This is a genomic window from Pseudoxanthomonas sp. PXM04 (assembly GCF_014851695.1).
In the GTDB taxonomy this organism is placed as follows: Bacteria; Pseudomonadota; Gammaproteobacteria; order Xanthomonadales; family Xanthomonadaceae; genus Pseudoxanthomonas_A; species Pseudoxanthomonas_A beigongshangi.
In genome coordinates, this window is sequence record NZ_JACVAG010000002.1 from 147,330 (window position 1) to 159,807 (window position 12,478).

General features: G+C 69.1%; 13 protein-coding genes. 2 read left to right on the forward strand and 11 right to left on the reverse strand.

Features of this window, described 5'->3' with window-relative positions; all coding sequences use genetic code 11:
• Positions 1-41: 41 nt before the first annotated feature.
• From ruvA to aspS, 7 genes are all read right to left on the reverse strand, one after another.
• Positions 42-629: a Holliday junction branch migration protein RuvA gene (gene ruvA, locus IB228_RS06665; RefSeq protein ID WP_141455743.1), complete on the reverse strand. Its 588-nt coding sequence runs from the start codon at positions 627-629 to the stop codon at positions 42-44.
• 112 nt (positions 630-741) lie between these two features.
• Complete coding sequence (gene ruvC, locus IB228_RS06670) at positions 742-1,263, reverse strand: crossover junction endodeoxyribonuclease RuvC (protein ID WP_192197942.1); 522 nt, start codon at positions 1,261-1,263, stop codon at positions 742-744.
• 108 nt (positions 1,264-1,371) lie between these two features.
• Positions 1,372-2,103, reverse strand: a complete 732-nt coding sequence (locus IB228_RS06675) for a YebC/PmpR family DNA-binding transcriptional regulator (RefSeq protein WP_183638943.1) — start codon at positions 2,101-2,103, stop codon at positions 1,372-1,374.
• Between the two features lie 38 nt (positions 2,104-2,141).
• On the reverse strand, positions 2,142-2,864 hold the full coding sequence (locus IB228_RS06680; RefSeq protein ID WP_225562308.1) for an alpha/beta hydrolase: 723 nt from the start codon (positions 2,862-2,864) through the stop codon (positions 2,142-2,144).
• A gap of 108 nt (positions 2,865-2,972) precedes the next feature.
• Positions 2,973-3,500: a GNAT family N-acetyltransferase gene (locus IB228_RS06685; protein ID WP_192197943.1), complete on the reverse strand. Its 528-nt coding sequence runs from the start codon at positions 3,498-3,500 to the stop codon at positions 2,973-2,975.
• Complete coding sequence (locus tag IB228_RS06690; RefSeq protein ID WP_183638947.1) at positions 3,497-3,784, reverse strand: DNA primase; 288 nt, start codon at positions 3,782-3,784, stop codon at positions 3,497-3,499. The genes IB228_RS06685 and IB228_RS06690 overlap by 4 nt, the downstream gene beginning before the upstream one ends.
• Before the next feature lie 118 nt (positions 3,785-3,902).
• Positions 3,903-5,678, reverse strand: a complete 1,776-nt coding sequence (gene aspS, locus IB228_RS06695; RefSeq protein ID WP_183638949.1) for an aspartate--tRNA ligase — start codon at positions 5,676-5,678, stop codon at positions 3,903-3,905.
• 142 nt (positions 5,679-5,820) lie between these two features.
• Between aspS and IB228_RS06700 the strand changes: the two genes are divergently transcribed.
• Positions 5,821-6,759: a DUF3011 domain-containing protein gene (locus tag IB228_RS06700; RefSeq protein ID WP_183638951.1), complete on the forward strand. Its 939-nt coding sequence runs from the start codon at positions 5,821-5,823 to the stop codon at positions 6,757-6,759.
• A gap of 51 nt (positions 6,760-6,810) precedes the next feature.
• Here the strand turns inward: IB228_RS06700 and IB228_RS06705 are convergent, their stop codons facing one another.
• Together IB228_RS06705 and bla are read right to left on the reverse strand one after the other, a co-directional pair.
• Positions 6,811-7,113, reverse strand: a complete 303-nt coding sequence (locus IB228_RS06705; protein ID WP_192197944.1) for a zinc ribbon domain-containing protein — start codon at positions 7,111-7,113, stop codon at positions 6,811-6,813.
• Positions 7,114-7,198: 85 nt separating this feature from the next.
• A complete protein-coding gene (gene bla, locus IB228_RS06710) occupies positions 7,199-8,092 on the reverse strand; it encodes a class A beta-lactamase (protein WP_183638955.1) in 894 nt (297 codons plus the stop codon).
• A 101-nt stretch (positions 8,093-8,193) separates the two neighbouring features.
• Between bla and IB228_RS06715 the strand changes: the two genes are divergently transcribed.
• Positions 8,194-9,066: a LysR substrate-binding domain-containing protein gene (locus tag IB228_RS06715; RefSeq protein ID WP_192197945.1), complete on the forward strand. Its 873-nt coding sequence runs from the start codon at positions 8,194-8,196 to the stop codon at positions 9,064-9,066.
• On the opposite strand, the gene IB228_RS06720 is transcribed toward IB228_RS06715, so the two are convergent.
• The gene (locus IB228_RS06720) at positions 9,063-10,325 is read right to left on the reverse strand and encodes a cation:proton antiporter (RefSeq protein WP_183638957.1); all 1,263 of its coding nucleotides are present in this window, start codon (positions 10,323-10,325) and stop codon (positions 9,063-9,065) included. The genes IB228_RS06715 and IB228_RS06720 overlap by 4 nt on opposite strands.
• 28 nt (positions 10,326-10,353) lie before the next feature.
• Positions 10,354-12,303, reverse strand: a complete 1,950-nt coding sequence (gene abc-f, locus IB228_RS06725; protein ID WP_192197946.1) for a ribosomal protection-like ABC-F family protein — start codon at positions 12,301-12,303, stop codon at positions 10,354-10,356.
• Positions 12,304-12,478: the final 175 nt, after the last annotated feature.

Consider the following 12,478-nt stretch of genomic DNA (forward strand, 5'->3'; position numbering starts at 1 on the left):
AAAGGCTAGCGCGCGGTAAGTGAGGAAAGGCTCTAAACAGTTCAGCGCAGGGCCGACTGCAGGGCCTTGCGGATGATCGTCGCCGCATCGTCGCCGCTGCCGGTGGCATCGCGGGCCATGCGGGCGGCCTCGGCCGGCTTGTAGCCCAATTGCTGCAGGGCGATGGTGGCTTCGGATTGCGGATCCACCGGCAGGCTGGCGCTGGTCCCGCCACCGCCGCCGCCCAGATCCGCGGCGCGATCGCGCAGTTCCACCACCATGCGCTCGGCGGTCTTCTTGCCGATGCCGGGGATGCGGGTCAGCGCGGTCACGTCGCTGGACTGGACCAGTCGCGCGAACTCGTCGACGCTGACGCCGGACAGCACCGCCAGCGCGATCTTGGCGCCGATGCCGCTGACCTTCTGCACGTCGCGGAACAGGCGCCGCTCGCCCTCGCGCAGGAAGCCGTACAGCGACACGCTGTCTTCCTTCTGCGCGTAGTGGGTGAACAGGGTGACCTCGCGGCCGACGTCGGGCAGATCGTAGAAGGTGCTCATCGGCGCCTCCAGCTCATACCCCACCCCGCCCACGTCGATGATCAGCCACGGGGGCTGCTTGTGCGAAAGAATGCCGCGCAGTCGTCCGATCATTTGGCCCTCCGGGCACGGGATTGGAGATTCGGGATTGGGGATTGGCGAAGCACGGCCTTCCGCCGCGCCACGCCGTTGCGAATCCCCAATCCCCAATCCCGAATCCCGGACATCACTTGCGGCTCCATGCCTGGCGGGCATTGACGCCCAGGCGGTTGGCGGTGGCGCGCACGTGCGCGTGAGTTATCGCCACGGCCAGTGCGTCGGCGGCGTCGGCCTGCAGCTTGCCGTGCAGGCCCAGCATGATGCCGACCATGTGCTGGATCTGGTGCTTCTCGGCGCTGCCCTTGCCGACCACGGCCAGTTTCACTTCCTTGGCCGCGTATTCGTGCACCGGCAGATCGCGCAGCACCACCGCGCAGATCGCCGCGCCGCGCGCCTGGCCCAGTTTCAGCGCCGAATCCGGATTGCGCGCCATGAACACCTTCTCGATCGCCACCTCGTCCGGCCGCCAGGTCTCGATGATCTCGGCCAGCCCGGTCAGCAGGCACTTGAGCCGCTGCGGAAAATCCTCCGCGCCCAGCAACACCAGCGGCACATGGTGCACATGCGTCGTCCGCCCCGCGCCATCCACGTCGATGATGCCGACGCCCGTGCGCTGCGAACCCGGATCGATGCCTAGGATGCGGGTCATTGGGGCCGGGATTGGAGATTCGGGATTCGGGATGGAATGCATGGCGCACGGCACGGGGCCGGTTTCGGGGACGTCATCATCCCCAATCCCGAATCCCCAATCCCGTCCTTACGCATACGCATCCGCGCCGAGTTCGGCGTTGGAATAGACGTTCTGCACGTCATCCAGGTCTTCGAGCATGTCCAGCAACTTCACCACCTGCTTGGCGGTGTCGCCCTGCACGGCGATGTCGTTGTCGGCGCGGAAGGTGACTTCGGCCTGGTCGGCCGACAGGCCGGTGGCGTCCATGGCGTCCTTCACGGCCTGGAAGGCGTCGGGCGCGGTGATGACGTCGATGGAGCCGTCGTCGGGATACACCACCACGTCGTCCGCGCCGGCCTCGATGGCGGCCTCGGTGATTTTTTCCTCGTCGGCGCCCGGCGCATAGCTCAGAACACCCAGTCGCTTGAACATGAACGCGACCGAGCCTTCGGTGCCCATGTTGCCACCGCACTTGCTGAAGGCGTGGCGGACGTCGGCCACGGTGCGCACGCGGTTGTCGGTCAGGCAGTCGACGATCACCGCCACCCCGCCCGGCGCGTAGCCTTCGTAGCGCACTTCCTCGTAGACCACGCCTTCCAGCTCGCCGGTGGCTTTCTTGATGGCGCGCTCGATCACGTCCTTGGACATGTTGGCCACCAGGCCCTTGTCCACCGCCACCCGCAGGCGCGGATTGTTGTTGGGATCGCCCCCGCCCGCCCTCGCGGCCACGCCGATCTCGCGGATGATCTTGGTGAAGATCTTGCCGCGCTTGGCGTCGCTGGCATTCTTGCGGGCTTCGATCGAGGGTCCTCTACCCATGGGTCTTCCGGAACAAGGCTGCTGACGGGGCGGCGATTCTACTCCATCGCGCCGGCGCGGCCGTTATCGGCTCGTGTTCCGGCCGCCGCTCCGGGCAGTGTTCCGGCTCCGGTTCCACGCGTTTCCGGATGGGCGAAACGTCCGTGGCGCAGGAAATTCGCGGCCTGGCGCGCGGCATCGGCGGAGAACACCAGGCCGGTGTGGCTGGCGGCGACGATGCAGTGGTCGGCCAGGCCCGCCAGGCGGGTTTCCTCCACCGACACGGTGCCGTCGGATTCCCCTTCGAACCGGGCCAGCAGGCGGCCGAAACCACGCGCGACGTTGCCGGCCACCACGCCCACCTGCGCCGGGCCCTGCCAGGCCGCGCAGCCGGACAGCAGCAATGGTCCACTGCGGCCGAGCGCATGCACGCTCCAGGGATGGCTGGCGAGATTCCGCGCGGTCAGGCTGCCGCGCAGCGGCGAGCCCAGGCAGACCACCCGCGGCACCGGCAGATCCGGCGCCTGGCGCAGGGTTTCCAGGGCGATCACGCCGCCCAGGCTGTGGCCAACCAGGCCGATGGGGCCGCCAGTGGACCGCAAATGGTCGATCAGGCGCGGAATCGCGGCTTCGGGACCGCCGAACACGCTGTCATAGCCGAACACCTCGGCATCGAACCCTTCCGCGCGCAGCCGCCACGCCAGCGGCGCCACCCACGAGCGCGCATTCCAGATGCCATGAAGAATGAGGGCGCGGGGGAGAGCGGACGCGGATTTGACCATGTCCGCAGTCTCTCCGATTCCCGCTCCACCCGCCAACCGGGCGCGTGGAGGGATGCTCCGCAGGCGCAGCCCCCAACCGGATCTCGCGGGGAAGGCTGGCCGCGCGGATCAGGGCCGCGTGCGCGCGGTCCGTCGCAGGATGAACTCGTGGTCGCGCACGCGGCCGACCGGAAACTCGTAGTCGCCCACCCTTTCGAAACCATAGCGGGCATAGAAGCGCTGGGCGCCGAAGTTCTGCGACCACACGCCGATCCACAGCGTGCGCGGGCCGTCACGTTCCAGCCACGCCAGCACGGTGTCGCACAGGCGCGCGCCCCAGCCGCCGTTCTGGTGCGTCTTCAGCACGTACAGGCGCTTGAGTTCGCCGTCACCGGCGATGACGTCCGGATGCGGCAGGCCACACGGGCCGGCCGCGGCGTGGCCGACCGCCACGCCGTCGGCTTCCAGCAGCCACACCGCGTAGTCGGGGTGGCTCAGGATGATCCGCTGCTTGTCCACCGCATAGGCGTCCGCGAGGAACGCCTGCAGGTCCTCCGGCGGATACAGGTGGCCAAAGGTCTCGACGAAGGTGCGTGTTGCCAGCGCCGACAGGGTTCCGGCGTCATCCGGGGTGGCGCGGCGGATCTCCACGCTCACTCTTCCTCGTCGTCCTCGTCCGACTCGTCTTCCTCTTCGGCGTCCTCGTCGTCCTCGCCTTCTTCCTCGTCCTCGTCCTCGTACTCGTAGTCGTCCTCGCCGAAGTCCTCGCCATCCCAGCGGCCCTCGCCGTCCGGCACGAAGGTCAGCGCCATCGCCGCCGGCGAGGTACCGATGCGCACCACCCAGCCGCCGAACACGCGGGCGCGTTCGGTCACCAGCCCCGGCTCGGTGCCCTCGTTGCCCAGCTTTTCCCACTGCAATGCGAATGCAAACTCGGTCATGCCAATACTCCGGAAGAAAGAAAATCCCCTGGCGGGGAATCAGGCGGCGATTGCCGCCAGACGAATGGAAGAACGATTCGCGGAACCCGGCCCCGCGAATGCGGGGCCAGGCGACGGATTACTGTGCCTTCGGCGCGACCGGCCGCACCTGGATGTGCAGTTCCGCCAATTGCTCGTCGGGAATCGGCGACGGCGCGCCGGTCATCAGGCACTGCGCGGTGGTGGTCTTGGGGAACGGAATCACGTCGCGGATCGATTCGGTGCCGGCCATCAGCGCGGCGATGCGGTCGATGCCGAAGGCGATGCCGCCGTGCGGCGGCGCGCCGAATTTCAGCGCGTCCAGCAGGAAGCCGAACTTGGCCTCCGCCTCTTCCGCGCCGATGCCCAGCAGCTCGAACACCGCGCTCTGCATGTCGGGGCGATGGATACGGATCGAACCGCCGCCGATCTCGTTGCCGTTGAGCACCATGTCGTAGCCACGCGACACCGCGGTCTTCGCGTTGGCGCGCAGGTCGGCGATGTCGTCCACCGCCGGCGCGGTGAAGGGATGATGCAGGGCCACGTAGCGTTGCGCTTCCTCATCCCACTCGAACATCGGGAAATCGGTGACCCACAGCGGACGCCAGCCTTCGGCGACGCGACCGAATTCCTTGCCGGCCTTCAGGCGCAGCGCGCCCATGAAGTCGGAGACCTTGTTGTAGCCGCCCGCGCCGAAGAACACGATGTCGCCGTTGCCGGCGCCCACGTGCGCGACCAACGCCGAGAACGCTTCCTCGCCGAAGAATTTCTGGATCGGCGAGCTGACTTCGCCGTTGTCGGCGATCTTGATGTAGGCCAGGCCCTTGGCGCCGTATTTGGCGGCATGCGCGGCATACTCGTCGATCTGCTTGCGCGACAGGCTGGCGCCGCCCGGGACGCGCAGCGCGGCGACGCGGCCGTCCGGATCCGCGGCGGCGGCCGAGAACACGGCGAATTCGCTGTCCTTGACCAGTTCGGCGACATCGACCAGTTCCAGGTCGATGCGCAGGTCGGGCTTGTCCGAACCGTAGCGGCGCATCGCCTCGGCCCAGGTCATGCGCGGGAAGGGCTCGGCCAGATCGACGGACATCACCTCCTTGAAGATGTCGCGGATCATGCCTTCCACGGTGTCCTGCACGTCGCGCTCGCGCACGAAGGCGAACTCCATGTCCAGCTGGGTGAATTCCAGCTGGCGATCGGCGCGCAGCGCCTCGTCGCGGAAACAGCGCGCGATCTGGTAATAGCGATCGAAGCCGGCGACCATCAGGATCTGCTTGAACAGCTGCGGCGACTGCGGCAGCGCGTAGAACTCGCCCGGATGCAGGCGCGCCGGCACCAGGAAGTCGCGCGCGCCTTCCGGCGTGGCCTTGGTCAGGATCGGCGTCTCGATGTCCTGGAAGCCACGGGCGTCCAGCCAGCGGCGCAGCGCCTGCACCAGGCGGATGCGGGTGCGCTGCATGCGCTGCATCTCCGGACGGCGCAGGTCCAGGTAGCGATACTTCAGGCGGATGTCCTCGCCGGCGTTCTCGTGCGCGTGGAACGGCAGCGGCTGCGCCTTGTTGAGCACGCTGATGCGGGTGGCGACGATTTCCACCTTGCCGGTGGGAATCTTCTCGTTGACGCTGTGGCGCGCGCGCACCACGCCTTCGACCTGCAACACGTCCTCATAGCCCAGGTCCGCGGCCACCGCGAACACGTCCGCGGCATTCCGATCGCCAGCCGCCGGCTCCACCGTCACCTGCACGATGCCTTCGTGGTCGCGCAGGTCGATGAAGCACACGCCGCCGAGGTTGCGGGCAACGTCGGTCCAGCCGCACAGGGTGACGGTCTGGCCGATCATGGCCTCGTTGATGAGGCCGCAGTAATGGGTACGCATGGGGGCTCCGCGAGTTGCATCCGGCGAGGGCCGGAAAGCCGCATAGTCTAACCCGGCCCGGGTCGCCCGCCCCCCGCCGCGCGGGCCTAGCCTACCCGGCCCGCAACGGGATTAAGCTTGCCGCTCCCGACGGGAGACCACCATGAACAAGGCTGTGATGAAGTCGCTGTGCGCACTCTTCCTGGCCTTGCTGGCCAGCCATGCCCCGGCCCAGGTCCAGACCCGGGCCTACGCGCCGGAAAACCTGCGGACCCTGACCGTGGCGGAGCAGACCCGGGTGATCAGCCTGGAGTACAGCGAACAGTCGCGCGGGCGCCGCATTCCCGACGACCAGTTGCGCTTCTACCTCGACCAGGTGCGCCTGTCCGGTTGGCCTTTCAGCCGGATCAAGCAGGACATCGCCACCTCGCTGGGGGGCGGAAACGGCGGCTGGAATCCCGGCCCGGCGCCCGGCCGCACCGTCCGCTGCGAAAGCGTCGACCAGCGTGAACGCAGTTGCCAGACCGGCTTCGCCAACCGCGCCCGGCTGTCCCGCCAACTGTCCAGCGGGGCCTGCGTCGAGGGCCGGTCCTGGCAGCAGCAGCCCGGGGTGATCCGGGTCCGCAACGGCTGCCGGGGGGAGTTCGTGGAAACCTCGCAGGGGTGGGGCAACGGCGGCGGCAACAGCGGCTACACCGTGACCTGCGCCAGCGAGGACGCGCGCTACCGCACCTGCGCCTGGGACGACCGCCGCGGCCGCCCGGTGGTGGTGCAGAACCTTTCCAAGGCCCAATGCCGGGAAGGGAACAACTGGGGCCACCAGCGCAATCTCATCTGGGTCAACCACGGCTGCCGCGCCCGTTTCGGCGTGGCCGGTGGCGGCTGGGGTGGCGGCAATCCGGGCTACAGCGTCCAGTGCGCCAGCCGTCCGGGCGATCCGCGGCTCAACCGCTGCCGTTGGGACGCCCGCCAGGGCCGGCCGCGCGTGCAGCAGGAATTCTCGCAGGGCATCTGCGTGGAGACCCGCGGCTGGGGGTATGACGCCAACCGCCAGGAAATCTGGGTCCGCGGCGGCTGCAACGCGCGCTTCAGCGCGCGCTAGCCCCGCGGGTCCGATCCGGGGACGGGCCGCACGGGCCGTCCCCGCGCAGGCTCAACCCGCGGACGGCGTCGAGGCCGGCTTGGATTCGGTCTTGGCCGGGGCCGCCGTGTCGCCGGAGGACGAAGCGGCGGAGGTGCTGCCGCCTTCGGCCAGATTGCGCTTCTTGTCGCCATCCTTCTTGAAATCGGTCTCGTACCAGCCGCCGCCGGCCAGGCGGAAGGCGGGCGCGGTCAGCTGGCGCTTGACCGCCGGCCGGCCACAGGACGGGCAGGCATCGGGATCCGGGTCGGACAGTTTCTGCAGTCGGTCGAAGGCGTGGCCGCATTCGGCGCACTCGAAGGCATAAATCGGCATGGCGGAAACGCATTGATGAGGAAACGCAGGCCCCTATTCTGGGGCCTGGCGGCCCGGATTCAACGGTGGCCTGCCCGCCGCGGCCTCATCCGATGAACCGCGCCGCGGCCACCCCGACCTGCCGCAGCACGCCATCACGCGCGTCCGCATCGACCTTCGCCCCCTGCAGATAGGCGGTCAGCAGCCACGGCGCGCGGCCCCGGTCCGGCCACACGATGGCGATGTCGTTGGTGGTGTCCTCGCCGTTGCTGCCGGTCTTGTCACCGACCTTCCAGCCGGCCGGCAGGCCGGCGCGCAGGCGGCGGTCGCCGGTACGGTTGTCGATCAGCCAGTCCGCCAGCCGGCGGCGGGATTCCGCCCCGAGCCCCTCGCCCAGCACCAGCCGGCGCAGGCTGCCGGTCATCGCCGCCGGCGAGGTCGTGTCGCGCGGGTCGTCCGGGCTGAACCGGTTGACCTCCGGCTCGTCGCGGTCGTTGCGGGTGACGGCATCGCCGCTGGCGCGCAGGAACGCGGTCACCCCGGCGGGACCTCCCACCAGCGGCAACAGCAGGTTGGCCGCCGGGTTGTCGCTCCAGATCATCGTGGCCTGGCAGAGTTCGCCCACGCTGAGCTGGCCGCCCACGTGTTTTTCCGTCACCGGCGCATGCGGGATCATGTCCTCGCGGCGGATCGACACGCGCCGGTCGAGCGCCAGTTCGCCGCGCTCGACCCGCCGCAGCACCGCCGCGGCCAACGGGAACTTGAAGGTGCTGCACATCGGGAAGCGCTCATCCACGCGCCGTCCCCACTGCCGCCCGCTGGCGGTATCGAACAGGCAGACCCCGAGCCGTCCGCCACTGCCGCGCTCCAGTCCGTCCAGCGCGTCCTCGAAGCCGGCCTCCGGTGAACCGGTGGTGTCCTCCCCGGCCAGCACGCGAACGACGGGCAGCGAAACCAGCGCGGCGGCGGACATCTGCAAAAACTGGCGACGGGCGAACATGCGGGGGGCTCCATGTGAGGAAAGCTGATTGTTCCCGCGTTGACCGGACGCCACCAGCGAGGTTATTCAATGCCATCCATTAGCCAGGCTCATGACAGGTCATGCTCAGGCCCCAACTGCCGCTCAACGCCCTGCGCGCCTTCGAGGCCGCCGCGCGCCACCAGAACCTGACCCGCGCCGCCGACGAACTGTGCGTCAGCCAGGCCGCGCTGAGCCACCAGATCAAGGCGCTGGAGGAACGTCTGGGGACCGTGCTGTTCCAGCGCCTGCCGCGTGGCGTGGCGCTCACCGACGAAGGCGCGGCCTTGCTGCCGGTGCTCAGCGAGGCCTTCGATCGCATCGGCCTGAGCCTGGATCGGCTGGCCGGCGGCGAAGCGCGCGAAGTGCTGAACCTGAGCGTGGTCGGCACCTTCGCCACCGGCTGGCTGCTGCCGCGCCTGCCCGCGTTCGCCGCCGCGCATCCGGACATCGAGCTGCGCATCTCCACCCACAACAATCGCGTCGATCTGCCCGGCGAGGGCCTGGACGCGGCGATCCGTTTCGGCGACGGCGACTGGCCCGGCGAGGTCTGCACGCCGCTGTGGTCCACGCCCTTCGCGCCGGTCTGCGCGCCCGTGCTGGCGCAGGCGCTGCGGCAGCCGCGCGATCTCGCCCATGTGACGCTGCTGCGCTCGTTCCGCGCCGACGAATGGCCACGCTGGCTCGCCGCCGCCGGCCTCTCCGGCCTGCAGGCGCGTGGACCGCAGTTCGATTCCTCGCTGACCCTGGCCAGCGCGGCGACGCGCGGCGCCGGGGTGGCGCTGCTGCCGCTGGCGATGTTCGAACAGGAGCTCGCCTCCGGGCGTCTGCTGCAACCGTTCGCGCAGACGCTGGAACTCGGGCGCTACTGGCTCACTCGCCTGCGCTCGCGCCCGGAATCCGTCGCCGCCGCGCGGTTGCGCCAATGGCTGGAAGACGAGGGCGGCGAACGCTAGGCCGGACGCGTTCCGGAATCCGGCGCCGGCACGGTGTCCGCCGCGGCGGCCACGGCACCCGCCGGCTGCTCCGGCGACGACGCGGGGGCGTCGCCCGCCATGCTTGCCGCGTCCGCTTCGGGCGCGGCCATCGGATCCACGTCGAACGGCGTGCGGAACACCAGCGACGGCAGCAGCGTGGTCAGCGCCGCGTACAGCAGCAGTGCGCCGAACAACGCATCGGGAATGTGGAAACGCTCGCGCAGGATGCCCGCCAGCACCAGGGTGAAGATCAGCGTCGGCGCCAGCGCCAGCGACACCCGCAGGCTGCTGCGCATGTCCTCGCCGAACATCAGCCGGCGCTGCACCCAGATCACGCCGATGCGCAGCGGCAGCACCGCCAGGGTGAGCAGCAGGCCCAGGCCCAGCGCTTCCCAGCTAAGCGCACCCGCCGGCACCTTGGTGCCGGCGTTGAAAAAGTAGAACGGCACGAAGAACGTCGCGAACAGGCGCACCGCGTGCAGGTTCTCGTCGGAAGCCAGGCGCGGCATCTTCTGCCGCAGCAGGCGCGCGATCAGGCCGGCGACGAACGCCCCGACCAGGTAGTACACGCCCAGCTTGTAGGTGGTGAAGGCGGCGATCAGTCCCACCATCACCAGCAACGAGAATTCCGAGCCCGGCGCATGCGGCGCCACCCAGCGCCCCAGCGCGATGAACAGCAGCGGCAGTCCGACCAGCAGCGCGATCAGGATGCCAGAGGAGATCGCCATCTTCATCGGCTGATCCGCCTGCAGCACCAGGAACAGCGCCGCCAGCGCCAGCAGTTCGCCGGCGATGGCCTTGTTGGTGACCCAGAAGCGCTCCTGCTCGTCCAGCCCCAGCCGTCCCAGGGTGTCGATGATGAAACCGGTGGAAGGGGTCAACAGCGCCAGCGCCAGCAGGCCCGCCGCCTGCCATGACAGGCCGGCGTAGCGCCACGCCAGCCAACCGACGCCGCACAGGGTCGCGCTGCGGATCAGCAGGTGCGTGAGCAATGGCCAGAAACCGCGGCGCAGCGCCTGCAGTTCGACTTCCAGGCCGGCGAACAGGAACAGCGAGGAAATGCCCAGCGTCGCCAGCAGCGCGATCACCCCGTCATGCGAGCGCTCGCCCAGCCACAGCATCGCCGCGATGCCCAGCACCAGGCAGGTCAGCGGCGCCGGCAGCTTGAAGCGCTGCAATGCGCGCGGCACCACCAGCAGGCCGAAGATCAAGGCCAGATAGATCAGTTCCTGGTTCATTCGCCCTCCGGGATCCCGCCCGTCGCGGTCAACCTGCCTCGTACAGTGCGGACCAGGCCTGCTCGGCCTGTTCCAGTTCCTGCTGCAGGCGGGTCCGCTGCTGCCCCAGATCCGCCGCGCGCGCGGCGTCAGCATAACTGCGAGGGTCGGCCAGTTCCGCGTCGACCGCCGCAAGTTGTTCCTCGAGCTCGGTCATCCGCGCCTCGGCCTGCGCCAGCTTGTGCGGATTGGGCGGCTTGCGCGCCGGTGCCGGCTTGGGTGGCGGCGTGGGCGCGGCTTCCGCCATGCGGATCTTGGTGCCCTGCGCGGCCGGACGCGTGCGCAGCCAGGCGGCGTATTCGTCCAGGTCGCCGGCGAACGGTTCCACCTTGCCGTCGGCCACCCGCCAGAAGGTGTCGCAGACCAGGCCAATCAGATGGCGATCGTGCGAGACCATGACGATGGCGCCGTCGAAGTCGCTGAGCGCCTCGGCCAGCGCCTCGCGCATTTCCAGGTCCAGGTGGTTGGTCGGTTCGTCGAGCAGCAGCACGTTCGGCTGCTGCCAGGCGATCAGCGCCAGCGCCAGGCGCGCGCGCTCGCCGCCGGAGAAACCGTCCACCGATTCGAACGCGCGATCGCCGGGAAAATTCCACTTGCCGAGGAAGTCGCGGAACGACTGGGTCGAGGCATCCGGCGAAAGTTCGCGGAAATGATCGATCGGCGACTGGCCCTCATGCAGCGATTCCACCGTGTGCTGGGCGAAGTAGCCGATGCGCAGATCCGGATGCGCGCTGCGCTCGCCGTCGAGCAGCGGCAGTTCGCCGACCAGCGTCTTGACCAGGGTCGATTTGCCGGCGCCGTTGGGACCCAGCAGGCCGATGCGATCGCCGGCCTCCAGGCCGAAGCCGACCTCGTGCAGGATGATCGTCGCTCCCTCCCCCGCCCGCGGGGGAGGGTTGGGGTGGGGGCCGCTCTCCGGAGCCTTGCCCCCATCCGCCCTTCGGGCACCTTCCCCCGCTTGCGGGGAAAGGGCATAGCCGGCTTCGCCGTGGTTGATGCGGATCAGCGAGTGCGGCAGGCGGTTGGGCTGGGCGAACTCGATGCGGAACTCGCGCTCCATCCGCACCGCCTCGGTGCCGGCCAGCTTGGCCAGCCGCTTCATCCGGCTCTGCGCCTGGCGCGCCTTGCTCGCCTTGGCCTTGAAGCGATCGATGAAGGATTGCAGATGCGCGCGTTCGGCCTGTTCCTTCTCGAACGCGATCTGCTGCTGGCGCAATTGCTCGGCGCGCTGGCGCTCGAAGTCGGTGTAGCCGCCGGTGTACAGCTTCGCCCCGCCGCCGTGCAGATGCAGGGTGTGGGTGGCGACGTTGTCGAGGAATTCGCGGTCGTGCGAGATCAGCAGCAGCGTGCCGGGGTATTTGAGCAGCCACTGCTCCAGCCACAGCACCGCGTCCAGATCCAGGTGGTTGGTCGGTTCGTCGAGCAGCAGCAGGTCGCTGGGCATCATCAGCGCGCGCGCCAGGTTCAGGCGCACCCGCCAGCCGCCGGAAAACGCGGACACCGCGCGCTGGTGGGTCTCGGCCGGGAAGCCGAGGCCGTGCAGCAGCTTGCCGGCGCGGGCGGTGGCGTCGTAGCCGCCGACTTCCTCCAGCCGGATGTGCGCGGCGGCGACCGCTTCCCAGTCTTCGGCGGCCAGCGCGTCGGCCTCGGCCTTCAGCGCCGCCGCCACCTCGGTGTCGCCGCCCAGCACGAAGTCGATGGCCGGATCCGGCAGCGACGGGGTTTCCTGGGCGACGCTGGCGATGCGCACCTTGCCCGGCAGGTCGACATCGCCCTTGTCCGCTTCCAGTTCGCCGCGGATGGCGGCGAACAGGCTGGATTTGCCGGTGCCGTTGCGGCCGACCACGCCCACCCGGTAACCCGCGTGCAGGGCCAGATCGACATTGGACAGGAGCAGGCGCTCGCCGCGCCGGAGAGCGAAATTACGCAGGGAAATCACGATGAAAAGTCCGTTCCTGGAAACCGGCTCCGGCATCCGCACGACGCCACGCCGGCCTCACATTTGTTAATAAATCGTTGACATGCACGTGCGCCGGCGGCTATCACGACCTACGAATCGCACCAACCGGCATAAGCACATAAGCAGAAGTTCTGCGACGCGATTCTACTCGTTA

What these genes read in the sequence shown, in the direction of transcription:
- IB228_RS06700 (WP_183638951.1), top strand. Translation starts at nt 5,821, where the DNA reads ATGAACAAGGCTGTGATGAAGTCGCTGTGCGCACTCTTCCTGGCCTTG.
- IB228_RS06690 (WP_183638947.1), bottom strand. Translation starts at nt 3,784, where the DNA reads ATGACCGAGTTTGCATTCGCATTGCAGTGGGAAAAGCTGGGCAACGAG.
- aspS (WP_183638949.1), bottom strand. Translation starts at nt 5,678, where the DNA reads ATGCGTACCCATTACTGCGGCCTCATCAACGAGGCCATGATCGGCCAG.
- bla (WP_183638955.1), bottom strand. Translation starts at nt 8,092, where the DNA reads ATGTTCGCCCGTCGCCAGTTTTTGCAGATGTCCGCCGCCGCGCTGGTT.
- IB228_RS06705 (WP_192197944.1), bottom strand. Translation starts at nt 7,113, where the DNA reads ATGCCGATTTATGCCTTCGAGTGCGCCGAATGCGGCCACGCCTTCGAC.
- IB228_RS06715 (WP_192197945.1), top strand. Translation starts at nt 8,194, where the DNA reads ATGCTCAGGCCCCAACTGCCGCTCAACGCCCTGCGCGCCTTCGAGGCC.
- ruvA (WP_141455743.1), bottom strand. Translation starts at nt 629, where the DNA reads ATGATCGGACGACTGCGCGGCATTCTTTCGCACAAGCAGCCCCCGTGG.
- ruvC (WP_192197942.1), bottom strand. Translation starts at nt 1,263, where the DNA reads ATGACCCGCATCCTAGGCATCGATCCGGGTTCGCAGCGCACGGGCGTC.
- IB228_RS06675 (WP_183638943.1), bottom strand. Translation starts at nt 2,103, where the DNA reads ATGGGTAGAGGACCCTCGATCGAAGCCCGCAAGAATGCCAGCGACGCC.
- IB228_RS06720 (WP_183638957.1), bottom strand. Translation starts at nt 10,325, where the DNA reads ATGAACCAGGAACTGATCTATCTGGCCTTGATCTTCGGCCTGCTGGTG.
- IB228_RS06680 (WP_225562308.1), bottom strand. Translation starts at nt 2,864, where the DNA reads ATGGTCAAATCCGCGTCCGCTCTCCCCCGCGCCCTCATTCTTCATGGC.